General features: G+C 54.8%; 18 protein-coding genes. 9 read left to right on the forward strand and 9 right to left on the reverse strand.

What is annotated here, in order from left to right; translation table 11 throughout:
* The first annotated feature begins 11 nt into the window (after positions 1-11).
* A complete protein-coding gene (locus ABSH60_RS05530; RefSeq protein ID WP_056782032.1) occupies positions 12-230 on the forward strand; it encodes a YgdI/YgdR family lipoprotein in 219 nt (72 codons plus the stop codon).
* 178 nt (positions 231-408) lie between these two features.
* The gene (locus ABSH60_RS05535) at positions 409-1,449 is read left to right on the forward strand and encodes an NADP(H)-dependent aldo-keto reductase (RefSeq protein ID WP_056781813.1); all 1,041 of its coding nucleotides are present in this window, start codon (positions 409-411) and stop codon (positions 1,447-1,449) included.
* Between the two features lie 67 nt (positions 1,450-1,516).
* On the opposite strand, the gene lplT is transcribed toward ABSH60_RS05535, so the two are convergent.
* The 3 genes from lplT to ABSH60_RS05550 form a co-directional block, all read right to left on the reverse strand.
* Positions 1,517-2,725: a lysophospholipid transporter LplT gene (lplT, locus tag ABSH60_RS05540; protein ID WP_122097007.1), complete on the reverse strand. Its 1,209-nt coding sequence runs from the start codon at positions 2,723-2,725 to the stop codon at positions 1,517-1,519.
* Entirely contained in the window at positions 2,722-4,887 is a 2,166-nt protein-coding gene (aas, locus tag ABSH60_RS05545; protein ID WP_390973050.1) for a bifunctional acyl-ACP--phospholipid O-acyltransferase/long-chain-fatty-acid--ACP ligase, read from the reverse strand. Before aas ends, lplT begins: the two co-directional genes overlap by 4 nt.
* A gap of 323 nt (positions 4,888-5,210) precedes the next feature.
* Positions 5,211-7,481, reverse strand: coding sequence for a molybdopterin-dependent oxidoreductase (locus ABSH60_RS05550; protein ID WP_217203829.1), 2,271 nt, complete (start codon positions 7,479-7,481; stop codon positions 5,211-5,213).
* Positions 7,482-7,734: 253 nt separating this feature from the next.
* Here ABSH60_RS05550 and galR point away from each other — a divergent pair, with 253 nt between their 5' ends.
* Entirely contained in the window at positions 7,735-8,742 is a 1,008-nt protein-coding gene (gene galR, locus ABSH60_RS05555; protein WP_390973052.1) for an HTH-type transcriptional regulator GalR, read from the forward strand.
* Here galR and ABSH60_RS05560 read toward each other — a convergent pair.
* Genes ABSH60_RS05560 through ABSH60_RS05580 form a run of 5 tightly spaced genes read right to left on the reverse strand, consistent with a single transcriptional unit; the run spans position 8,739 to position 13,141 of the window.
* Positions 8,739-9,188 carry a GNAT family N-acetyltransferase gene (locus ABSH60_RS05560; protein WP_390973054.1) on the reverse strand — a complete coding sequence of 150 codons (450 nt, stop codon included), beginning with the start codon at positions 9,186-9,188 and terminating at the stop codon, positions 8,739-8,741. The genes galR and ABSH60_RS05560 overlap by 4 nt on opposite strands.
* A gap of 5 nt (positions 9,189-9,193) precedes the next feature.
* Complete coding sequence (locus tag ABSH60_RS05565) at positions 9,194-9,967, reverse strand: FCD domain-containing protein (RefSeq protein WP_056781826.1); 774 nt, start codon at positions 9,965-9,967, stop codon at positions 9,194-9,196.
* Between the two features lie 38 nt (positions 9,968-10,005).
* Positions 10,006-10,323: a PTS sugar transporter subunit IIB gene (locus ABSH60_RS05570; protein WP_056781828.1), complete on the reverse strand. Its 318-nt coding sequence runs from the start codon at positions 10,321-10,323 to the stop codon at positions 10,006-10,008.
* Positions 10,324-10,337: 14 nt separating this feature from the next.
* Positions 10,338-11,774 carry a family 1 glycosylhydrolase gene (locus tag ABSH60_RS05575; protein WP_390973057.1) on the reverse strand — a complete coding sequence of 479 codons (1,437 nt, stop codon included), beginning with the start codon at positions 11,772-11,774 and terminating at the stop codon, positions 10,338-10,340.
* Positions 11,775-11,803: 29 nt separating this feature from the next.
* Complete coding sequence (locus tag ABSH60_RS05580; RefSeq protein ID WP_056781833.1) at positions 11,804-13,141, reverse strand: PTS sugar transporter subunit IIC; 1,338 nt, start codon at positions 13,139-13,141, stop codon at positions 11,804-11,806.
* A 286-nt stretch (positions 13,142-13,427) separates the two neighbouring features.
* Between ABSH60_RS05580 and ABSH60_RS05585 the strand changes: the two genes are divergently transcribed.
* On the forward strand, positions 13,428-13,745 hold the full coding sequence (locus tag ABSH60_RS05585) for a PTS lactose/cellobiose transporter subunit IIA (protein WP_056781835.1): 318 nt from the start codon (positions 13,428-13,430) through the stop codon (positions 13,743-13,745).
* A 144-nt stretch (positions 13,746-13,889) separates the two neighbouring features.
* Here ABSH60_RS05585 and lysA read toward each other — a convergent pair whose 3' ends face one another.
* On the reverse strand, positions 13,890-15,149 hold the full coding sequence (lysA, locus tag ABSH60_RS05590) for a diaminopimelate decarboxylase (RefSeq protein ID WP_122097013.1): 1,260 nt from the start codon (positions 15,147-15,149) through the stop codon (positions 13,890-13,892).
* Between the two features lie 133 nt (positions 15,150-15,282).
* Between lysA and ABSH60_RS05595 the strand changes: the two genes are divergently transcribed.
* The 5 genes from ABSH60_RS05595 to ABSH60_RS05615 all read left to right on the forward strand — a co-directional run bounded on the left by ABSH60_RS05595 (position 15,283) and on the right by ABSH60_RS05615 (position 22,560).
* Entirely contained in the window at positions 15,283-16,218 is a 936-nt protein-coding gene (locus tag ABSH60_RS05595; protein ID WP_390973060.1) for a LysR family transcriptional regulator, read from the forward strand.
* A gap of 66 nt (positions 16,219-16,284) precedes the next feature.
* The gene (locus ABSH60_RS05600; RefSeq protein ID WP_390973062.1) at positions 16,285-17,142 is read left to right on the forward strand and encodes a ChaN family lipoprotein; all 858 of its coding nucleotides are present in this window, start codon (positions 16,285-16,287) and stop codon (positions 17,140-17,142) included.
* Positions 17,143-17,267: 125 nt separating this feature from the next.
* On the forward strand, positions 17,268-18,098 hold the full coding sequence (locus tag ABSH60_RS05605) for a TonB family protein (RefSeq protein ID WP_056781844.1): 831 nt from the start codon (positions 17,268-17,270) through the stop codon (positions 18,096-18,098).
* A gap of 27 nt (positions 18,099-18,125) precedes the next feature.
* A complete protein-coding gene (locus tag ABSH60_RS05610) occupies positions 18,126-20,234 on the forward strand; it encodes a prolyl oligopeptidase family serine peptidase (protein ID WP_390975691.1) in 2,109 nt (702 codons plus the stop codon).
* 58 nt (positions 20,235-20,292) lie between these two features.
* Complete coding sequence (locus tag ABSH60_RS05615; RefSeq protein WP_390973064.1) at positions 20,293-22,560, forward strand: TonB-dependent receptor domain-containing protein; 2,268 nt, start codon at positions 20,293-20,295, stop codon at positions 22,558-22,560.
* The last annotated feature ends 8 nt before the right edge of the window (positions 22,561-22,568 follow it).

Here is a 22,568-nt window from a genome sequence, read left to right on the forward strand (position 1 = left end):
TGACAACAATGATGAAGAAAGCGTTGATGATGACCAGTGCTGCTCTGCTGGTATTCGGGCTTGCAGGCTGCGCCAGTGACTATGTAATTTCCACCAAGGACGGCAGCATGATCCTGACCGACGGCAAACCGGAGCTGGATAAATCCACCGGTCTGCTCAGTTATACCGATGAGCAAGGCAACGAACGTCAGATCAATAACGACAATGTCAGCCAGGTCATGAAGCGTTAAGCACATTCTGTTCCCCGCAACACAAAGAGCCAGTTTTTGCTGGCTCTTTTGCTGTCAGCCCCTTTCCGCCCGCGTTACCGGCACTCTCTGCTACTTCCCCCTTCTGCCAGCCTTGTATATAGTCAGTTAAGGCATTTTTTTCTCCGCCTGACATTCTCAGAAGAAAGGAAGACCGGCAATGCAATATCACCGTATACCCCACAGTTCTTTAGAAGTGAGCTTACTGGGTCTTGGCACCATGACTTTTGGTGAACAAAACAGCGAAGCCGACGCCCATCAGCAACTCGATTACGCCGTCGCCGCGGGCATCAATCTGATTGATACCGCAGAGATGTACCCTGTTCCGCCACGCCCGGAAACGCAGGGTCTGACGGAAAGCTATATCGGCAGCTGGCTGAAAGCCCGTGGTAACCGCGAAAAAATCATTCTGGCGAGCAAAGTCTCCGGCCCTTCCCGCGGCAGCGACAACGCGATCCGCCCGGCGCAGATGCTGGATCGTAAAAATATCCGCGCAGCGCTGGATGCCAGCCTGAAACGTCTGAACACTGATTACCTCGATCTCTACCAGTTGCACTGGCCACAACGTCAGGCCAATTTCTTCGGCAAACTGGGTTATCAGTACACCGAAGAGCAGTCTCCGGTCACGTTGCTGGAAACGCTCGAAGCGCTGAATGAACAGGTTCGCGCCGGTAAAATCCGCTACATCGGTGTTTCCAACGAAACGCCATGGGGTGTGATGCGTTATCTGCAACTGGCGGAAAAACACGATCTGCCGCGTATTGTTTCCATTCAAAACCCGTACAGCCTGCTGAACCGCAGTTTCGAAATCGGTCTGGCGGAAATCAGCCAGTACGAAGGGGTCGAGCTGCTGGCGTATTCCAGCCTGGCGTTCGGTACCCTGAGCGGAAAATACCTTAACGGCGCAAAACCGGCCAACGCGCGTAATACGTTGTTCAGCCGTTTCACCCGTTACTCTTCACCGCAGGCCGAAGGCGCGGTAGCGGAATACGTGGCACTGGCCAAAAAACACAATCTGGATCCTTCTCAGATGGCGCTGGCCTTTGTGCGTCAGCAACCTTTTGTTGCCAGCACCCTGCTGGGCGCAACCACGCTGGAACAGCTGAAGATCAATATCGACAGCCAGGAGTTAACGCTGGATGCTGACATCATGGGCGAACTGGAAAATATCCATAAGCGCTTCACGATCCCTGCACCTTAACGCCGGATCTCAGCCATTAAAAAAGGGCGCTCAGCGCCCTTTTGTTTTTTGAGATGACAAACAAGCCTCAGGCGTGACGTCGTTTTTGCATAATCTGCCAGATCCACAGCGCGGTGATCGCCAGCGCGAAGACCACACCGAAACCAATACCGATCGCCACCACCGGCGCTCCTGCCATCACCACCAGCGAATACAGGCCGAGCATCAGTAACATGGCGGTATTTTCGCCCAGATTTTGCACCGCAATGGCATTACCGGCACCGACGGAAGCCTTACCGCGATGCTGCAACAACGCATTCAATGGCACCACAAAGAAGCCACCGAGAACACCGACCACGATCAGCACGATGTAAGAACTCAGCATACTGGTTTGCAGTGCAAAGACGACCACGGCGACACCGATCGCCACGCCTGCAGGCAGACAGCGTTTCACCGTTTCCAGGCGAATCAATTTCGCGGCCGCACCGGCACCGAACACAATCCCGATCGCCACCATCGCGTTGAGCAGCGTCGGCGTTTTATTATCGGTAATGCCCAGCGCCACCGGCACCCACAGCACCAGCAGGAAGCGCAGCGTCACGCCCGCGCCCCAAAACAGACTGGTTCCCACCAGCGAGAAACGGGTTTCACCGTCGCGCCACAACGTGGTGCAGGCAGCGAAAAATGTCCGCGTCATTTTTACCGGATGCCAGGACTGCCCGGCGCGCGCCGGCGTCAGTTTCGGGATAAACCAGTTCGCCGCCACTGCCGCGCCATAGGCCAGCACACAGATCCCCAGCGCCGCCAGGATATTCCAGTCCGCCAGCGCACCGCCCGCCACAGAACCCAGCAAGATAGCGGCGATGGTAGACGCCTCCATCAGACCGTTGGCTTTTACCAGCTGTTCGCCACTGGCGATTTCACCCAGAATGCCGTACTTGGCCGGCGAATACGCGGCGGCCCCAATACCGACCAGCGTATAGCCGAGGAAAGGATTCAGACCGGCACAGATAACCGCCGCGCCGCCCAGTTTCAGCAGGTTAGCCACCATCATTACCCGCCCTTTGGAGAAGCTGTCGGCGAACTGCCCGACAAATGGCGCGAGAATGATGTAGGTGGCGACGAAGGCCATCTGTAAAACAGGCTGGCTCCAGTCGGGATAAAGCTGCTGTTTGATCAACGCCAGCGCGGCAAACAACAACGCGTTATCGCCGAAAGCAGAGAGGAACTGCGCCACGATCACCGCCGTCATGCTTTTGGACATCAGCGGCGAGGCCGCCGCTAAAGGTTTACTCATGCCTCAGTCTCCGGTTTTTCTGCCATTTCGCGCAGGGTGACAAAATCAGGTTTACCGCTGCCGAGTAACGGCAGGGCTTTTACCACACGAATATCACGCGGCACGGTAAGTTCCGGCAGCCCCAGTTCACGGGCAGCTTTACTCAGTGCATCACGACGTAATTGTGGGTCTGTGGTGAACAGCACCAGCGCCTCGCCTTTACTGCTGTCACTGCGCGACGTCGCGGCGTGTTGCGCATCCGCAGACGCCTTGATCGCCAGCTGTTCCACGCTTTCCAGTGAAACCATTTCGCCTGCCAGTTTGGCGAAGCGTTTTACGCGCCCACGAATGGCGCAGAAGCCTTTTTCATCCAGCGTGACGATATCACCGGTGTCATACCAGCCAGCCTGCATTTCACCTTCGGCATTTTCAGCCTGCGGGGTTTCCAGTACGCCCGGATTTTCAACGCGCAGATAGCCTTTCATGATGTTCGGGCCGCGCAGTTGCAGCCGTCCGCCCTCTTCAATGCCCGGCACGTTAATCAGGCGCGCGTCCATTCCCGGTAAAATCTTCCCGACAGTGTTCACTTTGGTCGCCATCGGCACGTTAATCGCCACCACCGGCGCACACTCGGTCACGCCGTAGCCTTCCAGAATGCGGATACCAAATTTGTCCTGCCAGATTTCCTTAGTGCTTTCCGCCAGTTTCTCCGCGCCCGCCACCACGTAACGCAGGCGTGCAAAATCATAAGGATGGGCAAAGCGGGCGTAGTTGCCGAGGAAGGTCGACGTACCAAACAGCACGGTGCAGTTCTGGTCGTAAACCAGTTCCGGCACGATGCGGTAATGCAGCGGGCTGGGATAGAGGAACACGCGGGCACCGGTCAGCAGCGGTGTTAACAGACCGACAGTCAGGCCAAATGCGTGGAACAACGGCAGCGACGACATAAAGCGGTCACGCGGCGTAAAGTCTGCCACGGTACGGATTTGCTCGACGTTCGCCAGCAGGCTGGCGTGTGAATGCACCACGCCTTTCGGGTTGCCTTCAGAGCCGGACGTGAACAACACCAGCGCGGCATCATCGGCTTTTTGCGGCAGCATGGCGCGGCGAGGGAAAATCAGATGGAACAGGATCCACAGCTTATCTTGCGTGGTGACCGTGTCTTTTAAATCTTCCAGATACACCCAGTTCGCTTCCGGCACATTCTCGGGAAGATGCGTCAGTTTGCCTTTTTCCAGAAACTGACGGGAAGTGACGATGGTTTTGATCTGCGCCGCTTTCATTGCGCTTTGCAGGCCTTTCGCCCCGGCGGTGTAGTTAAGCAGCGCCGGAATACGGTTGCGCATAGAGGCACCGAACAGCGCCGCCGCCATGATGGTGGCATTCGGCAGCAGCATGCCGACGTGTTCCCCTTCACGGGTGAAACGTTGCAGGATCCGGCTGACGCCGAGGGATTTTTTCAGCAGCCCCTGATAGGTATCTTCTTTAAACGCGATATCGGCGATGCAGGGTTTGCGGCGGCCATAACGGGTTTGCGCGGACAGCAGCGCTTCATACAGCGTTTCCGGTTCGCGGGTGGCCATGCGCGCCTGCATCATGATCTTATGCAATTGCTCTCCGGCCAGCACGCGGCGGTCGCGTGAACGCGGCGCATCCGGCATCGGGATAGTCTGCGGCGGTAACACGTTGATGGTGATTTTCGGGAACCAGCGAATCTTAAAGCTTCCGAACAGGCGACCAAACGGCGTGTATTCGGCGCCATCAATACGCACAGGGATCACCGTCGCCTGAGACTTCGCCGCCACAAAGGCCGCGCCGTCGTAAATTTTCATCAATGATCCGGTGACCGTAATACGCCCTTCCGGAAATACCACCACCGGACGCCCCTTCTCGACCTGGCGGATCAGATGCTTGATCGCCATCGGTTTGGTCGGGTCGAGCGGTATAAAGTCAACGTACGGCTTCAGCCAGCGCATATACCAGGTGTCGGTAATATTGGAATAGACGGCGAAAACCGGCTTCACCGGCAGGAAAAGCACCAGCAGCATGCCATCAATAAAAGAAACATGGTTGGGGGTGAGCAATAAACGCGGGTAATCAAATGAGGATGTGGCCGGCGTCACAGTGACCCGAAACGCGATGCGGAACAGCCATCTGAACGCAGCGAAAAGAAAGTTATACATGTGTGCCATCTCCTTATGTGTCATCCCTGATCCTGAAAGAAAAAGGTTGGGGAAACAGCATACTATAAGCCGCAGAATAATGACGACAGTCAGCAGTGAGTTTAGGAGGAGGATGAGTAAGTGGGGACCGGAGGCAAAAAAAAACCTACGCATCTGCGTAGGTTGGTGCAAATCTAATCGGTATCAACATGCAGAGCACGTTGATGATTCACCAATCAATACCTCTGGGACGTTCAATCTAGCTGGTTTGTGGTAATCACAGCCAGCGGGCAATCGAAACATAATTCCGCAAAGTGTAACGAGTGGTGAAAATGTCCCCGGTTTTAATCATTTAGTGCGCACTGCGTGACTTCCACCAGACAACTCATGGCATTCGGACCCTGCGTAAGACGTGAAGTGCCGATATCCAGCGTCAGCACATTCGGGTTACCCGCCTGCTCGGTCTCCTGCCATTTGCCGCCAAAGCCAGGGTTAAACCAGGCGCCCGTCGACATCAGCACCACACCGCGCGTTATGCCATCGTTAAACGTCACTCCGGCCAGACAACTGCCGCGGGCATTATGCACTTTTACGCGATCGCCCTCATTCAGCTGGCGGCTGACGGCATCCTCCGGGTGCATAAACAGCGTTTCTTTACCGGCCGTTTTATTGGACTGCGCCAGCGGAGACTGATCGAGCTGGCTGTGCAGACGATCTTTCGGCTGAATGGAAATCAGGTGCAGCGGCCACTCTTTGGCTGTTTCAGCGCCCAGCCATTCTACCGGCGGCTGCCATTCAGGGTGTGGCGCGAAATCTGCGTAACCGTAACCGGCGATCGTTTCCGAGAACAGTTCGATTTTTCCGCTGTGCGTGCCGAGGGGATTTGCACGCGGACTTTTGCGGAACTCCTCGAAGAACACAAAATCTTTTTCCGGCATCGGCAGTTCGACAAAACCGCGCTCCCAGAACGTTTCAAAGTCCGGCCATTCCACGCCGGTGCCTTTTTGCGCTTCGCCGCACTGACGGTAAATATGGCGCAGCCACTGATCTTCATTACGCCCCTGCGTAAACTGTTCGCGATAACCGAGTCGGTCAGCGATGTCTGCAAAAATATCAAAATCGTTACGCGCCTGATGCTGAGGCGCAATCGCCTGATGCATCGCCAGCACGAAGCGGTCCCTCGAAGAACCGCCGATATCGTTGCGCTCAAGCGACGTCGTGGCAGGCAGCACGATGTCCGCCATCTGCGCGGCAGGCGTCCAGACGTTATCCTGTACGATTATGGTGTCCGGTTTCTGCCAGCCTTCGACCAGCCGGTTAAGCTGCTGATGATGGTGGAACGGATTTCCGCCCGCCCAGTGCACCAGATGGATATCAGGATAATGCTGCGTTTCGCCCTGGAATTCATACGGTTGCCCCGGATTGAGCAACATGTCGCTGATACGGGCGACCGGGATCGACAGGCCGGACGGATTTGGCCCTGCGCTGACGGCTGGCCCCGGCGTGTCATAACGCGGATTCCCGACGCTGTTCATCGAACCGTGACCAAACGAGAAACCGCCGCCCGGTAAACCCACCTGGCCGAGCATCGCGGAAATAGCGATCATCATCCAGTAAGGTTGCTCACCGCGATGAGCACGCTGCACGGAATACGAACAGGTAATAAAGCTGCGCACACCAATCAACTCATCGGCCAGACGCGCAATGCGCTCCGCCGGAATACCGGTAATGTGGCTCGCCCAAGCAGGGTCTTTCGCGATGCCATCCGAATCGCCGCGCAGATAGGCGGCAAGTTGCGGATAACCGACGCAGTGACTGGCGAGAAACGCATCGTCCTGCGCCTCTTTGCGCTGAATTTCAAACGCGATCGCCATCATCAGCGCCGCATCGGTATTAGGGCGGATCGGGATCCACTCAGCATTGAGGAACGCCGGGCAATCGTCGCGCATCGGGCTGATATTAATGACGCGGGTGCCCTTCTTCGCCAGCTGCTCCAGCGCCGGTTTCAGCGTATGTTCTACTGCGCCGCCTGACGCCACCTGCGCATTTTTCAGCGCAAGGCCCCCGAAGGCCAGCAGGATTTCTGCGTGTTCAACCACGCTCGGCCATGAAGTCACCCGGCCGGTCAGCGGTGTAAAAGTGCCGATGACATAAGGCAGGAAAAACTGCGCCGAGCCCCAGCTGTAGTTGCCAAGCTGATCCACGCCACCGCCGCCGGTGAAATAAAAACGACGCACCAGCGATCGGGCATGATGCAAACGCCCGGCGGAGGACCAGCCGTAAGAGCCGTTGAAAATGCCGGAAGCGCCATAGCGGTCGCGCACACGCCGGTTTTCTTCCGCCACCAGATCCAGCGCCAGATCCCAGTCCACTTCGACAAAATCTTCCCGGCCACGCAGCGAGCGATCGCTGTTTTCGCGTTTTTGCAGCCACGAGCGACGCACAGCCGGTTTACGGATGCGCTTGTCGGAATAAACCAGCGGCACAATAGAATCCAGTAAAGGCGAGGGATCGGCATCCGCTTTATAAGGTTCACAGCGGATCAAGCGGCCATCTTCCACCACGGCGGTGTACGCGCCCCAGTGAGCCAGTTGCGGATAGCGTTTTATCGACATAATTTCTATTTTTCTCAGCGCAGATGAATGACCTTAAAAATACCATTCAGGACGCTGGCAGTTCAAAGAACAAATAATCTTAATAAAATGCATTTCCGCCCTATCGCACTGGGATTTCCGTTAATCACAACGATCTTTTTCTATTACATCGCCCTTACATCTAAAAGTTGCGATCAGCCTCCTTGCAGCGACCGGTCTTTTCCGCAAAACTGGTCAGTGTAAACGATTACCCTCACGGAATAGCGGAAGTGTTATGGCAACGATTAAGGATGTAGCAAAACTGGCAGGCGTATCGGTTGCGACCGTTTCACGCGTGATTAACCATTCTCCGAAAGCCAGCGAAAGCTCGCGGGATGCGGTTCAGAGCGCCATGCAACACCTGCAATATCATCCGAATGCCAATGCGCGCGCCCTGGCTCAACAGGCGACCGAAACATTGGGGCTTATCGTGGCAGACGTTTCTGACCCGTTCTTCGGCGCGATGGTCAAAGCGGTGGAACAGGTGGCCTACGCCACCGGCAATTTTCTGCTGATTGGTAACGGTTATCACAACGTCGAAAAAGAGCGTCAGGCCATTGAACAGTTGATCCGCCACCGCTGTGCCGCGTTAGTGGTGCACGCCAAAATGCTGCCCGAGGATGAACTGACCAGCCTGATGCAACAGATCCCCGGTATGGTGCTGATTAACCGTACGCTGCCGGGCTTCGAGCAGCGCTGTATTGCCCTTGATGACCGTTACGGTTCCTGGCTGGCAACCCGCCATCTGATTCAGGCCGGGCATAAACGCATCGCGATTTTGTGTTCTGACCACGGCATTTCCGACGCCAGCGATCGCCTGCAGGGGTATATCGACGCCCTGACGGAGAATAATATTCCGGTGGATGACAAGCTGATCGCCTACGCCGAACCCGATGAAATCGGCGGTGAAAAAGCCATGGCGGATTTACTCGGTTTGGGAAAAGGATTTACCGCGGTGACCTGCTATAACGATTCGATGGCCGCCGGTGCGTTATCGGTGTTAAGCGATAACAGCATTGATGTACCGGGAGAAATTTCACTGATTGGGTTTGATGATGTGCTGATTTCACGCTATCTGCGTCCGCGTCTGACTACCGTGCGTTATCCGGTGGTGGCGATGGCGAATCAGGCGGCGCAGCTGGCGTTAGCGCTGGCCAATGGCACGCCGTTACCGGAAACCACCCACATGTTCAGCCCGACGCTGGTGCGCCGACACTCGGTGAGCAACCCGGCAGGCAACTAAAGAAATTGGCGAAACAGATGCACCGGTTTATCAGGATAATCCAGCGCATCGCCAATATACTGCCAGCCAAAACGCTCGTAATAGCCGGTAAATTCAGCGTACAAGTACACTTCACGAAAGCCGCTGCGGCGGCTCTGTTCCAGAACGAATGCCTGCAACTGATGCCCCAGCCCCTGTGACCGGAACTCTTCATCGACGTACAGCGCCGCCAGCCACGGGGTCAGATCCTGGCGGCTGATCAGATCACAGCGCCACAGCCCCACCGTTGCCGCCAGCGTCTCGCCTGCCAGCGCAATATACGTTTGCGGCAGATCCGCGCCGCTCAGGCTGCTTTGCACTACGCTTGCAAAAAAATCCCGACTGTTCTCGCTGCCGAAAGCCTGCCATAACCAGTCCGTCACCTGTTCTTTGAATTCAGGCCGGTCGCTGAGGTTAATGATCTTCATGGCACTCAAACCATTTTACCCTGAAAAATCGGCACGGATTCAAACAGATAACCGTCAAACTCCGGCGCATCGACATCCGACAATTCCATCAGCGTATTTTTCACGTTTTCCATGTGCTGCCACATCGCCTGGTACGAGCCCATCACGTCGCGACGTCGCAGTGCCGCCAAAATATTCTGATGATCAGCCAGCCACTTCAGGCGATAACCGCGCGTGGCGATGTGGCTGTGTAACTGTTTCCACAACGGGCTGGAGTCACGGTGCATCCAGATGTTTTTGACCGAATCGAGCAACATCTGATTTTGCGTCGCCCCGGCAATCAGCAGGTGAAACAGCCGGTCATTGTCGCCGCTCTCATCGTTGGCAACGATAGCGGTTTGCTCCTGCTCCAGCGTACGGCGCAGATTTTCGATATCAGATTTGGTCGCCATTTTGGCGGCAAACGCGGCGATATTGCTTTCGAGCAACTGCCGCGCCTGCAGGATTTCAAAGGGGCCGATCTGCCCCTGATACATCAGTTCGTCTTCGCCTTCTTCCTGAGAAGGAATGCGGATCACGTACACGCCGGAACCCTGACGGATATCCACCGTGCCTTCCAGTTCCAGCATCAGTAAGGCTTCGCGCACAATCGTCCGGCTGACGCCGTAGGTTTCCGCCATGTTGCGTTCCGGCGGCAGGCGGGATCCCACAGCAAAATGCCCTTGCTTGATTTGCTCGCGCAGGTCATGCCCGATTTCCTGATACTGCTTTCTGTCCTGCGAAACCACACCCTTTTCCACACAATCACCCTGATGCATAAACCAAAAAAGACCGGATGTTACTGTATCAGAGATAACGCCTGATCCAGCACTTTTGCACCGTTTAACGTGCCGTAAGCCACCATGTCGATCACTGCAATCGGGATACCCTGTTCATCAGTCAGCTTCTTATTTTCCGCCAGTTTGAATCTCACCTGCGGCCCTAACAACACCACCTGAATATCCCGGCCATAGGCCTCCAGCTCATCTCGCAGGTTATTTTCCGGGATGGCGTAGATTTTAAATTCCAGGCCACGGGCCGCGGCTTCTTTTTCCATTTTGGTGACCACAAGCGAGGTAGACATGCCTGCTGAACACGCTAATACGATACGTTTCATAGTATTTCCTTAGGTTATTTATCTTCGTCATCCAGCGTCAAAGACAACACGCCATTGTCACTGAGGGATTTAAACCAGCGGGACGATTTTTTCTGATGGCGGTTACGGTTGTCATCAAGATCAATTTCAATCAACCCGTAGCGATTTTTAAACGCATTCATCGGCGAGACATTATCGGTAAATGCCCACAGCATATATCCCTGACAATTTGCGCCGTCTTCCCGCGCTTTTAACGTCCAGTAAAGATGCTCGGCGATAAATTCGATCCGATAATCGTCCTGAATTTCGCCGGAAATTGCGTCGCGGAACTGCCCTTCGTTTTCGATACCCATGCCGTTTTCAGCCACAAACCACGAAATATTGCCGTATTCGGTTTTAATGCGCATCGCCATGTCATACACCACGCGCGGATAAATTTCCCAGCCACGGGATTTATTCATCCTCCGGCCCGGCAATTCAAAATGCTCGTAATAATACGCCGGATGGAATGGCGTCTCTTTATTCCATTCGCGGGAGGGGGCTTTTACCCGGTGCGGGTAATACAAATTAATCCCCACTTCATCGACGGTGTTATTGCGAATTACCGTCAGCTCAGCCTGTGAATAATCAAAATGCACGCCGTGCTTTTCCAGTAATGCCAGCAGTTCCTGCGGGTATTCCCCTTTAATCATCGGATCTAAAAATACGCGGTTATAAAATAAATCGTATATGCGTGCCGCCTGCTGGTCGTGCGCCGCGGTTGAACGGGCGTAAGTCACTTCCGGATTTAAAATCACCCCGACGGTGCCTGAGGCGTTATAACCTTTGCGGTAAAACAGCTCGACCACTTTGGCGGTCGCCAGCACTTTGTGGTGGTTCCACTGCATCCATTTTGCGGTGTTTTGCTCGAACGGCCAGCGGATTGCATCCAGATACACGCGGGTCTGCACCACCACCGGTTCGTTAAACGTAAACCAGCGGCTGACTTTATGGGCGTAACGCTCAAACACCTTTTCCGCATACAACACAAACAGTTCGACAACTTTCTTTGAACTCCATCCGTCATATTTTTCAATCAGATACGCCGGAAGTTCGTAGTGTTCGAGGCAAAGCATGGGCTCGATACCGTTGCGTTTCATCTCATCGAGCAGGTCGTCGATGTAAGCGGCGTACGCTTCATCGACGGTGCCCAGCTCATAGTCGGTGAGAAAGCGCGACCAGTTGATCGAGGTGCGGTAGTGGCTCAGCCCGCTGGCTTTCATCAGCGCCACGTCTTCTTTATAACGGTTGATGAAATCCGTGGCTTTCGCCGGGCCGTAGCCGTTGTGCCAGACGTGACGGCTGTTTTTGTACCAGAGATCCAGATACGAATCCTGCCCGTCTTTCTTGCCGCTCCAGCCCTCGGTCTGCCACGCGGAAGCCGCGGCGCCGAGGATAAATCCTTCAGGAATGGCGATGGTAACCTTGCTCATAACAGTCCTCTTTGTCCGGATGAATTGACTCAGGCCGTCGCCGCCTGTTTTTGCTGCATCGCTTCAAGCTGTGCCTGTTCGGCGCGGCGGGAAGCCACTTTCACGAACGGCAGATAAATCAGCACCGACACCACAATGCAACCGGCCTGCGTGATCACAGCCCCCATCGAACCGGCGGTAGAAAGCCAGGCGTTGATGATAGGCGGCGTAGTCCACGGCACCATGACAACCGCGCGTCCGGCAAAACCGAGGCTGGTGGCAAAATAACCGATGGTCCCGGTGATGAGCGGCGTGATGATGAACGGGATCGCCAGAATCGGGTTAAGCATGATGGGCATACCGAAAATTACCGGTTCATTGATGTTAAAGACGCTTGGCCCGAGTGACAGCTTGGAGATTTCGCGCATCTCTTTACGACGCGTGGCGAGCATGACGGCCAGCAACAAACCGATGGTGCAACCGGAACCCCCGATGCTCATGTACACATCCCAGAACGGCATGGTGATGATGTTCGGCACTTCATGACCCTGCTCGAAGGCCGTCATGTTGACCATGATCGCGCCCAGCAACAGGGGTTCGCGGATAGGCTTGATCATCTGATTGCCGTGAATACCGATCACCCAGAACAGTTGCGCCACAAACATCAGCAGCAGAATGCCCGGCAGGCTTTGCATCACCGACTCCAGCGGACGCTGGATCACCTGATACACCGCATCGTACAAATACATGCCGGTGACCTGATGGAACACAAAACCGAAGGTGGCAATGATCACCACGGTAATAATGGCCGGAATTAATGCGGAGAATGACGCCGAGACATTCGGCGGCACGCTTTCCGGCATCTTAATTCGCAGGCCGCTGTAGCTTTCGAGCTTGGAATAAATTTCTACTGAGAGGATGGCAATAAACATGCCGAGGAACAGACTTTTCGTATCGGAGAATTGTTTGGCCAGTACATCTTTCACTTCCTGCATCTGACCATTGACCATCATATCGACAGTGGTCGGCGTCACGGCAATAAAACAAATGACCGCCAGCAGGCCGGGAAATAATGATCGCGAGCCGTTAATTCTTCCTAATTCAATACCGATCAGGAAGACGGCACCAATGGTCAGGAAACTCAGCGTGGCGTAGTTAATGCTGCTCATAATCGGTTTGAGCGTCGCCAGCCATGACAACATTTCAAAGTGAGCCAATCCGTTTTTCGGATCCATCACCATGTTAGAAATTAATACGGAGAATGCCCCTACAATAATAACGGGCATTAATGTGATAAAAGCAGCTTTGATAGCCATAATGTATCTGTAGCTATTAAAGGTATTGGCGAATCCCCCGAGAGAATCGATAAAACGGTCTTTAAATGACATGACACCACCTCTTTTAATTTTGTTTCACGCTTTGCAGGTGTTTGTTTCGCATTGACCTTTTATGCATCTGAAAGAAAAGGTGTCGCGCGAAGTAGAGCCAGATTCCGTTTCTGAGAGTGATCCTGTCGGCCACATGTCGGCGTTATTTCATCAATAATGCGAAATGTGGCATGCCAAAAAATAGCTGAATGAGAATTAATTTCTGTGACATTGTTCTCACATGTGAATATTGGAATTCCAATATGATGAATTCACCCTTTTCTGGTATACCAATTTGGAGTTTTCGATGGAATTCGATCTGGAACAAACGGTGATGGAGTTATTGATCAACGCCGGAGAAGCACGATCTAACGCGATGATGGCGATTCAGCACGCACGTAAAAAAGAGTGGGAACAGGCTGATGCCATGCTGAAAGCCTCAGACGATGCGGCGCGTATCGCGCACAAAGTGCAGACGCAGCTGATTGGTCTGGATGAAGGCGTGGGCAAAATTCCGGTGAACCTGATCATGGTGCATTCGCAGGATCACCTGATGACCGCCATGCTGTGCCGTGAACTGGCCGAAGAGATCGTGTTACTGCGAAAAGAGATGTTTGATAAGTAATGAGTTTATCACTCAGGAATTCCCCTGAATCCTTTGAGTGGCATCAGGGCGGCAACACAATGAAACCCCGGTCACATACACAAGTATGTGACCGGGGTTCGTGAAAGGCAGCCAACGCAGAGTCAGCGCGAAGGATGGCGGGGATTACAGTTCTAAGGCGATCAGCTCTTCTACCGTCTGACGACGACGAATCAACCGCGGTACGCCATGTTCAAACAACACTTCCGGCAGCAGCGGGCGGGTGTTGTAGTTGGATGACATGGATGCGCCGTACGCCCCGGTGTCATGGAACACCAGATAATCACCGATTTGCACCGGCGGCAGCGGGAAGGTTTCCACTCCGCCGCCTGCCTGCTGGGTGAACACGTCGCCGGATTCACACAACGGCCCGGCGATCACAGCATCAGTCAGCGGCTGTCCGCTCACATCGCGACCATCTGCCGGTAACAGCGAAATATGGTGATAGCTGCCGTACATTGCCGGGCGCATCAGGTCGTTAAAGCCTGCGTCGCACAGCACAAAGTGACGGCTGCCCATGTCTTTCACTGCGCGGATTTGCGCCACCAGCACGCCGGATTCCGCCACCAGGAAACGCCCCGGTTCGATTTCCAGTTTAACGTCATGCCCCAGATGCGCGGCGATTTGCTCACGCGCACGGTTCCACAGGCCATAGTAGTGGCCGGTATCAATGGATTCTTCTTCAAAATGATACGGGATCGACAGACCGCCACCGGCTGAAATCGCTTCAATATCTTGTCCGGTTTCAATCACCTGACTGACCATCGCATCGCACACCTGCTCCAGATGACCGTAATCCACACCGGAACCGATATGCATATGAATACCCACCAGTTTCAGGCCGTACCGGCTGATTTCTGCCATTGCCTGTGGCAAATCGGCATACCAGATCCCGTGTTTGCTGTTTTCGCCGCCGGTATTGGTTTTCTGGCTGTGACCGTGACCGAAGCCCGGATTCACGCGCAGCCACACCGGATGCCCGGCTTTGTGCTGACCAATCTGGCTGAGCATGTCGATGGAACCGGCGTTCACCGGAATATCCAGCGCCGTCACGCGCTCCAGCGTCGGCTGATCCAGCACGTCGGCGGTAAAGACTATCTCACTGTCTTCACGGCCCGGAATAAAACCGGCCACCAGCGCACGTTCAATTTCACCCAGTGAAACGGAATCGACTTTCACGCCCTGCTCGCGCATCAGACGCAAAATATGAATATTGGAACAGGCTTTTTGTGCAAAACGGATGACGTCGAACTGACGCAACTGCGCGATGCGCGCTTTGATGATCTCAGCGTCATACGCCCACACAGGGCAGCCAAATTGTTGCGGCAGAGCCAGTAAATTCGCGGCATTAAGCGCGGTAGACAGGTCGTTCAGGGCGCGTGGCATAAGATTTTCCGTCAGGTGAATTCAGTCATATTTCCCTCAGTATGCCGCGTGACTGACCGGCGATAAAATATCTATTTCAGGCCAGTCTATTCATTTATGATATGGGCTGTTCCTTCGCTCACCGGATAAACCCATGCCTGCGATTTCCCTGCGCCATATCGAAATTTTTCATGCGGTCATGACCACCGGCAATCTGACCGAAGCCGCCGCGTTGCTCAATACCTCGCAGCCGACGGTCAGCCGCGAGCTCGCGCGCTGCGAAAAGCTGCTGAATTTGCAATTGTTCGAGCGATTGCGCGGGCGTTTATACCCGACGGTGCAAGGGTTGCGGCTGTTTGAGGAAGTGCAGCGATCGTATTACGGGCTGGACAGAATCGTCAGCGCGGCGGAAGGCATCCGTCAGTTTGAGCAGGCGCAACTCTCTATCGCCTGCCTGCCGGTGTTCAGCCAGTCGCTGCTGCCTGCGGTGTGTAAGCCATTTCTCGACCGCTACCCCGACGTGAGTTTCAACATCGTGCCGCAGGAATCGCCGCTGCTGGAAGAGTGGCTGTCGGCGCAGCGTCATGATTTAGGACTGACGGAAAACATCCAGACGCCCGCCGGAACCGAGCGCCAGACGCTGCTCACGCTGAACGAGGTGTGCGTACTGCCGTCCGGGCATCCGCTGGCGGAAAAATCACGTCTTACACCCCAGGATTTCAGCGGCCTGAATTTTATCAGCCTGTCGGCCACCGACAGTTACCGCCATCTGCTCGACACTTTATTTACGGAACAACAGGTTTCGCGGCGGCTGGTGATGGAAACTCACAGCGCCGCGTCGGTGTGCAGCATGGTGCGTGAAGGCGCGGGCGTTTCCATCGTTAACCCGCTGACTGCGCTGGACTATTCTGCTAAAAACAGCGAAAACGGCGTCGTATTACGGGAGTTCAGCATCGCCGTGCCGTTCACCGTCAGCCTGATCCGCCCGCTGCACCGCCCCGCTTCCGCGCTGGTCACCACGTTTATTGAACACTGCCATCAGCAGGCACAACGTTTTGCCGGACACCTTGAGGCCGCGCTGATGCACTGACTTGTAAATGATAATCATTATCCATAACATGCGGACAGCATCCCGCTATGGAAAATGAGGATCACCATGAACAAGTTTTTACTTCTGGCCATTCTGGCTCTGACCGCCTGCTCCACCGCCCCGCGCCACACCGCCAAACCGCTGACGGCGCCGGGCGGCACCATCACTGATTTGCACACCGGCGCAACCCTTTCTCCGTCTGAGTTGCTCAGCAAACTGGCTGCTCAACCCCGCGTTATCGTCGGTGAAAAACACGACAATCCCTCACATCATCAGATTGAAAACTGGCTGGTACAGAGCCTGCCGGCTGTGCGTCCGCAAGGCAGCGTGCTGATGGAAATGCTGACACCGGATCAGCAGCCGAAAGTGGATCAGGTGAAAGCCTGGCTGCAAACCGGGCCGGACGCCCGCCCTGCGCATGTCGCAGAACTGATTAACTGGCAAAAAAGCTGGGACTGGTCGATGTACGGCGATGTGGTGATGAACGCCATGAAAGCGCCGTATCCGCTGCTTTCTGCCAATCTGGATCGCAGTGAAATCATGGCGTTCTATGAAAATCCGCAGTTCCCGGCCGGTGCCCGTTCGGCGGATCCGGCTGTACGAAACGCCATCAGCGACACTATCCGTACCTCTCATCAGCAAAATATCGGTGCAGAACAGCTGCACGCCATGCTGGCGATCCAGCAGCAGCGCGACCGTCGCATGGCCGAGCGTCTTCTGGCCGCGCCCGCCCCGGCTTTGCTGATCGCTGGCGGTTATCACGCAGGCAAAAGTATCGGCGTGCCGGTGCATGTGAAAGATCTCGATGCGACGGCGTCCGTCACTGTACTTCTTCTGGCGGAAACGGGCGTGACGGTCGATAAATCTCAGGCCGATTTCGTGTGGATAACCCCGGCAGCAGCCGCTAAACCCGCCGCGAAATGACCCTTAAGTTATTGTGCTCACTGAATTAAAAATGTGGAGACTGTGAAAGTTTCTTGTAAAGAGCCATTACAAATGATTACTATTATCAAATAATATTGAATCTCATTATCATTTTAATGGACTAAATGACCACTCACTTTCTTACCGGTACACCGGTCGCTGCGGCGTTTGTTTTGCGCCCTCAGCGCCGCATTATCGGGCTGATATTGTCCCTGACAGCACACGGCGCGCTGGCCGCCTGGTTATTGTGGTCAGCGCCCGTGCCGCCGCCGTACGAGCTGCCGCCACCCGCCGTGATGGTGACGCTTTCTGCCAGCGTCGAAAATAATCAAACCACCAAACCGCTGCCCGTCGGCCTTCAGCAGGCGGTGGATTCGGCTGCGTCCAGCAAGCAGGAAACAACGCCGCAGTTGCAGAAAAACATCACGCCGCCGGTAAATGAAAGCGCGGAAATCAAACTGGTTCAGCAACGTAAAAAACCGCAAGAACAGCCCAAACGCCGCAAACCGGTACAAAAAACGCAGGAACGCCAGCAGGATCCCACCCGCGCTTCCGCCGCCAGCGCGGCTGCCCCGCCGGTCACGGCGGCGGTTTCCGATAAAATTGCCGCACCGATGAACAGCGATTCCTCGCAGACCCGCGACGCCAAAGTGACCTGGGAAACACGGGTGAAAGTGCAGCTTAACCGCCTGAAAAAATATCCGCCGGACGCCATTTCGCGCCACCGCACCGGCGTCGCGCTGGTGGCTTTTGTCGTCGATCAACGCGGCGAAGTGATCAGCAGCCGGTTAGTGAAATCATCCGGCACGATGTCGATGGACGCCGAAGCGCTGGCGGTTCTACAACGCGCCAGCCCGCTGCCGCAACCGCCGGGCGAGATGCTGAAAGCCGGTCAGGTGCCGGTGACGATGCCACTGGAATTTACCCTGAGCGGCGCGAACAGCCGCAAGTCTTAACGGAATATTATGACTCTTTCACGATTGATGACGCTGCTGACGGCGGGAACGCTCTTTGTCTGTACCACCCCCTCAGCGCAGCCCGTGCCGCCGGTTGCCGAAAAGCATCCGCAAATTTTGCAGATGGCCGGTGAAAGCCGGACGGACGATTATTACTGGCTGCGCGATGACAGCCGTCAGAACCCGAAAGTCTTGAATTATCTGCGTGCCGAAAATCAGTACAGCGCCCGGATGATGTCCGGCTGGGCAGCATTAACGGAAACCTTGTATCAGGAAATGCGCGCCCGCCAGGGGGAGCACACCGAATCTGTGCCGTATGAACTGCACGGTTATCGTTATCAGCAGCGTTATCTGCCCGGCAAAGATTATGCGCAATATTTGCGTCAGCCGGTCAGCGGCAATGCGGTCTGGCAGACGCTGGTGGACGCCAGCCAGCGCGCCGCCGGTCACCGGTATTATCAGTTTGGCGGGCTGGAAATCAGCACCGACAATCAGCAGATGGCCGTCGCCGAAGACACCCAGGGACGCCGCCAGTACAGCATCAGTCTGCGCAATCTTAATACCGGCGTCTGGCAAAATGATGTGCTGCAAAACACCTCGGGAAATATGCAGTGGTCGGCGGACGGTCAGTATCTGTTTTATATCCGCAATCATCCGCAAACGCTGATGCCGTATCAGGTTTTCCGTCATAAGACGGGCACGCCGGTTTCTCAGGATGCGCTGGTGTATGAAGAAAAGGACGGCGGTTTTTACCTCGGCCTTTCGCGCACGGCCTCAGACGATTATCTGATGATCGTCAGCAGCGGTAATACGTCTTCCGACGTGCGGCTGATCCCGGCCGGTGAACCGCTGGCTGCGCCGCAGCTATTCGCAGCGCGTCGTCCGGGCGTGGAATATTATCTGGACCATTATCGCGGTCAGTTTTACATCCGCTCCAGTCTGCACAGTCCGCATTTTGGATTGTATGCAACGCCGTCAGCGGGTTCGCCCTGGCAGACACTGGTCGCGCCGGATGATCAGCGGGATCTGGAAAACTTTGCCCTGTTCCGCCATCAGCTGGTGCTGCAAGTCCGCAGTCAGGGGCGCGTTCGGCTGGAAATGATCGGCTGGAAAACCGGACAGACGCGCAACGTGACGTTTGACGAAGACAGTTACATGGCGTGGCTCGGTTCAAATCCCACGCCGGACACCGACAAATTGCGCTACGGCTATTCCTCCATGACCACCCCGACGCGGATTTATGAATGGGACATGTCCACTGGCACCCGCACGCTGTTGCAGCAGAAACCGGTGGAAGGCGTGGATCCGGCACATTACGCCAGCCAGCGGGTGATGATCACCGCGCGCGACGGCGTACAGGTGCCGGTTTCGCTGGTGTACCGAAAATCGCTGTTCCGCAAAGGCCAGAATCCGCTGCTGGCTTACGGCTATGGCGCGTACGGCATGAGTATGGATCCGGCGTTTGGCGCCAGCCGCATCAGCCTGTTAGACCGCGGATTTGTCTTTGCCCTGATCCACGTGCGCGGCGGCGGTGAACTGGGTCAGCAATGGTATCAGCAGGGAAAACTGGAGAATAAAGCCAATACTTTCAATGATTTTATTGATGCTACTCAGGCGCTGGCGCAACAAGGCTTCGGCCAGCCGGGACATTTATATGCCATGGGCGGCAGCGCGGGCGGCCTGCTGATGGGTGCGGTCATCAATCAGCAACCGGGCTTGTTTCACGCCGTGGTCGCGCAGGTGCCGTTTGTCGATGTGCTGACCACAATGTCAGATCCGACGCTGCCGCTGACCGAAGGCGAATATGAGGAATGGGGAAATCCGGCTGAGCCTGCCGCGTATCAGCGCATTAAATCTTACAGCCCGTATGACAACGTGCATGCGACGGCGTATCCCAACCTGCTGGTTACCGGCGGATTATTCGATTCGCAGGTGCCGTACTGGGAACCGGCCAAATGGGTCGCGCGTTTACGTACCCTGAATCAGGGATCGTCAGTGATTTTACTGACCACCGAGATGGCGGCCGGTCATGGCGGAAAATCAGGTCGCCTTAACCGGCTTAGAAATACCGCGCAGGAATACAGTTTCATTATTCAGATGGACCAAAATAATAATAACCGTAACACCCATTGGTAATTAATTAGAAAGCAACGCTGAGCAATAACAATTAGAAAATAAAGCCTCCTGAGGGAATATGAAAAATAACATTTTAACCGGCATGCTTAGTGCCGGTTTAGTGCTGGCTGCACCGCTTGCATTTGCTGACACCACAGAAACAGAAAGTAATAAAGAATCGGTCACTTTCAGTCCGCTGAAAGTCTCGGCGGATAAACTCAGCAGTGAACATGAAGCGATGGCGAAACCCGGCGCATTCAGCTCACGCGGGGAAAATACCAATCTGCAATCCACCGATTCTGTATTACGCAGTATGCCGGGCACGTTCACGCAAATTGACCCCAGCCAGGGCACGGTAGACGTCAATATTCGTGGCATGTCCGGCTTTGGTCGCGTCAACACCATGATCGACGGCGTGACGCAAAACTTCTACGGTTCTTCGGTGCCGGGCGGTATTTCGCATGGCTCCACCAGCAGCGCATCGGGCGCGTTAATCGACCCGAACTTCCTGGTGGGCATTGATGTCTCGCGCGGCACCAGCGCCGGTTCAGCGGGCGTCAACGCCCTGGCGGGCAGCGCTAACCTGCGCACTATTGGCGTGGATGACGTGATTTTTTCCGGCAATCCGTTTGGCATCCGCACCCGTTTCTCGGCGGGCAATAACGGCATTGGCGAAAGCGGCATGGTCGCCGTCGCCGGTAAAACCGATGCGTTCACCGACACCGGCAGTTTCGGGATTATGACGGCCATCAGCGGCAGCGCCATCGACGCCCAGTTTAAAAATGGCGACGGCCAGAGCAGCAGCGATTTCGGCTACGAAAAAAGTTATCGCCAGAATCCGAAATCCCAGTTAGTTAAAGTGGATATTAAGCCCGATGAATTTAACAGTGTCGAATTATCCGGCAGACATTACGGGAATAAATTTACCCAGCGTGATATCACCAGCGATGACTTCTATGTGAAATATCATTACGCGCCGTTCTCCGAGCTGATTGATTTTAATTTAATGCTCAGCACCAGCCGCGGAAATCAGAAATACAATAACAACACCTTGTATACGTTTTATAATACAGATGCCAGCAATCAGTCGGATGCTGTCGATATCAATAATACCTCGCGCTTTGCGTTTGCCGGAGTCGATACCGCCTGGAGTTACGGCAGTAAAATCATGCGCAATAAGTACGATAAAAATATCAACAGCAATGCCTGGTCTGAAGATAATCCCGACGCCGGTCAGCAGTCGATTGAGAACAATACCTTCCAGCCTTCCGGCAAACAGGACGTTTACAGCCTGTACACCGGGCTGGAGCTGAAAAAAGGCATCTGGAAAGGTAACGTTGATCTCAACTACAGCTATTACGATCTCAGCGGTTACAAACCCGCGTGCGATCCGCGCGTCACCTGCTTCCCGCAGGGCGGTCAGACTATCAGCCTGACCGAAGACGGCTTTAACCCGTCGGTGATGCTCTCGGCGGAAATCCGTCCGTGGTTCGAACCCTTCGTCAGTTACAGCAAATCCATGCGCGGCCCGAACGTGCAGGAAGTGTTTTTCTCTAACTCCGGCGGCGCCTCGATGAACCCGTTCCTCAAAGGCGAACGTGCGGAAACCTATCAGATCGGTTTTAACTCCACGGCGGGTAACCTGTTGTTTGAAGAGGATTCCTTCCGCCTGAAAGCCCTGTATTACACCAGTAAAATCAAGAATTACATCTACAGTGATTCCTTTATGGTGTGCCGCAACGGGCGTAAATGTAGCATCGGCGAGAACCTGCAAAACGACTGGGAAGATCAGAGCGAAGACTATGCCGACAACATGTACATTTACGTCAATTCCCTGTCACCGGTGCGCACGCACGGCGTGGAAATTGAGGCGGAATATGATACCGGTTGGGCCTTCACCCGGCTCTCTTTCAGCAAGGAACACACCAATCAGCCCACGTCGATTGCCACCGGTTCGTTTGGCGTCGGCAACATCAATGAATTGCCGGAGATGTTTTTCACCGTCGATACCGGCGTGCGCTTCCTTGATGAAAGCCTGACCGTCGGAACACTGGTGAAATACACCGGCAAAACCCGCCGCACCTCGCCGGATCAGAATTTCAATGAGACGACCGGTGCGCTGGAAAATGAAGAGATGCCCAACATTCCGACCATTATCGACCTCTACAGCACCTACGAATTTAACCGTAATCTGATGCTGAAATTCTCCGTGCAGAACCTGATGGATAAGGATTATTCAGAAGCACTGAATAAACTGAATTCGATGTATGGCCAGAACGATCCGGGCACGGCGGTAAATACGGCGCGCGGCAGAACTTATCTGGTGGGCGGCGAAGTCCGTTTCTGATAAGCCAC

This window comes from Rahnella sp. R3(2024) (genome assembly GCF_042920125.1).
Lineage (GTDB): Bacteria > Pseudomonadota > Gammaproteobacteria > Enterobacterales > Enterobacteriaceae > Rahnella > Rahnella rivi.

Bases quoted from the DNA above. Each gene is read 5' to 3' on its own strand.
- lplT (WP_122097007.1), bottom strand. From the start codon at position 2,725: ATGAGTAAACCTTTAGCGGCGGCCTCGCCGCTGATGTCCAAAAGCATG.
- aas (WP_390973050.1), bottom strand. From the start codon at position 4,887: ATGTATAACTTTCTTTTCGCTGCGTTCAGATGGCTGTTCCGCATCGCG.
- ABSH60_RS05585 (WP_056781835.1), top strand. From the start codon at position 13,428: ATGGAATTCGATCTGGAACAAACGGTGATGGAGTTATTGATCAACGCC.
- ABSH60_RS05550 (WP_217203829.1), bottom strand. From the start codon at position 7,481: ATGTCGATAAAACGCTATCCGCAACTGGCTCACTGGGGCGCGTACACC.
- ABSH60_RS05615 (WP_390973064.1), top strand. From the start codon at position 20,293: ATGAAAAATAACATTTTAACCGGCATGCTTAGTGCCGGTTTAGTGCTG.
- ABSH60_RS05600 (WP_390973062.1), top strand. From the start codon at position 16,285: ATGAACAAGTTTTTACTTCTGGCCATTCTGGCTCTGACCGCCTGCTCC.
- ABSH60_RS05605 (WP_056781844.1), top strand. From the start codon at position 17,268: ATGACCACTCACTTTCTTACCGGTACACCGGTCGCTGCGGCGTTTGTT.
- ABSH60_RS05560 (WP_390973054.1), bottom strand. From the start codon at position 9,188: ATGAAGATCATTAACCTCAGCGACCGGCCTGAATTCAAAGAACAGGTG.
- lysA (WP_122097013.1), bottom strand. From the start codon at position 15,149: ATGCCACGCGCCCTGAACGACCTGTCTACCGCGCTTAATGCCGCGAAT.
- ABSH60_RS05530 (WP_056782032.1), top strand. From the start codon at position 12: ATGAAGAAAGCGTTGATGATGACCAGTGCTGCTCTGCTGGTATTCGGG.
- ABSH60_RS05575 (WP_390973057.1), bottom strand. From the start codon at position 11,774: ATGAGCAAGGTTACCATCGCCATTCCTGAAGGATTTATCCTCGGCGCC.
- ABSH60_RS05580 (WP_056781833.1), bottom strand. From the start codon at position 13,141: ATGTCATTTAAAGACCGTTTTATCGATTCTCTCGGGGGATTCGCCAAT.
- ABSH60_RS05595 (WP_390973060.1), top strand. From the start codon at position 15,283: ATGCCTGCGATTTCCCTGCGCCATATCGAAATTTTTCATGCGGTCATG.
- ABSH60_RS05535 (WP_056781813.1), top strand. From the start codon at position 409: ATGCAATATCACCGTATACCCCACAGTTCTTTAGAAGTGAGCTTACTG.
- ABSH60_RS05570 (WP_056781828.1), bottom strand. From the start codon at position 10,323: ATGAAACGTATCGTATTAGCGTGTTCAGCAGGCATGTCTACCTCGCTT.
- galR (WP_390973052.1), top strand. From the start codon at position 7,735: ATGGCAACGATTAAGGATGTAGCAAAACTGGCAGGCGTATCGGTTGCG.
- ABSH60_RS05610 (WP_390975691.1), top strand. From the start codon at position 18,126: ATGACGCTGCTGACGGCGGGAACGCTCTTTGTCTGTACCACCCCCTCA.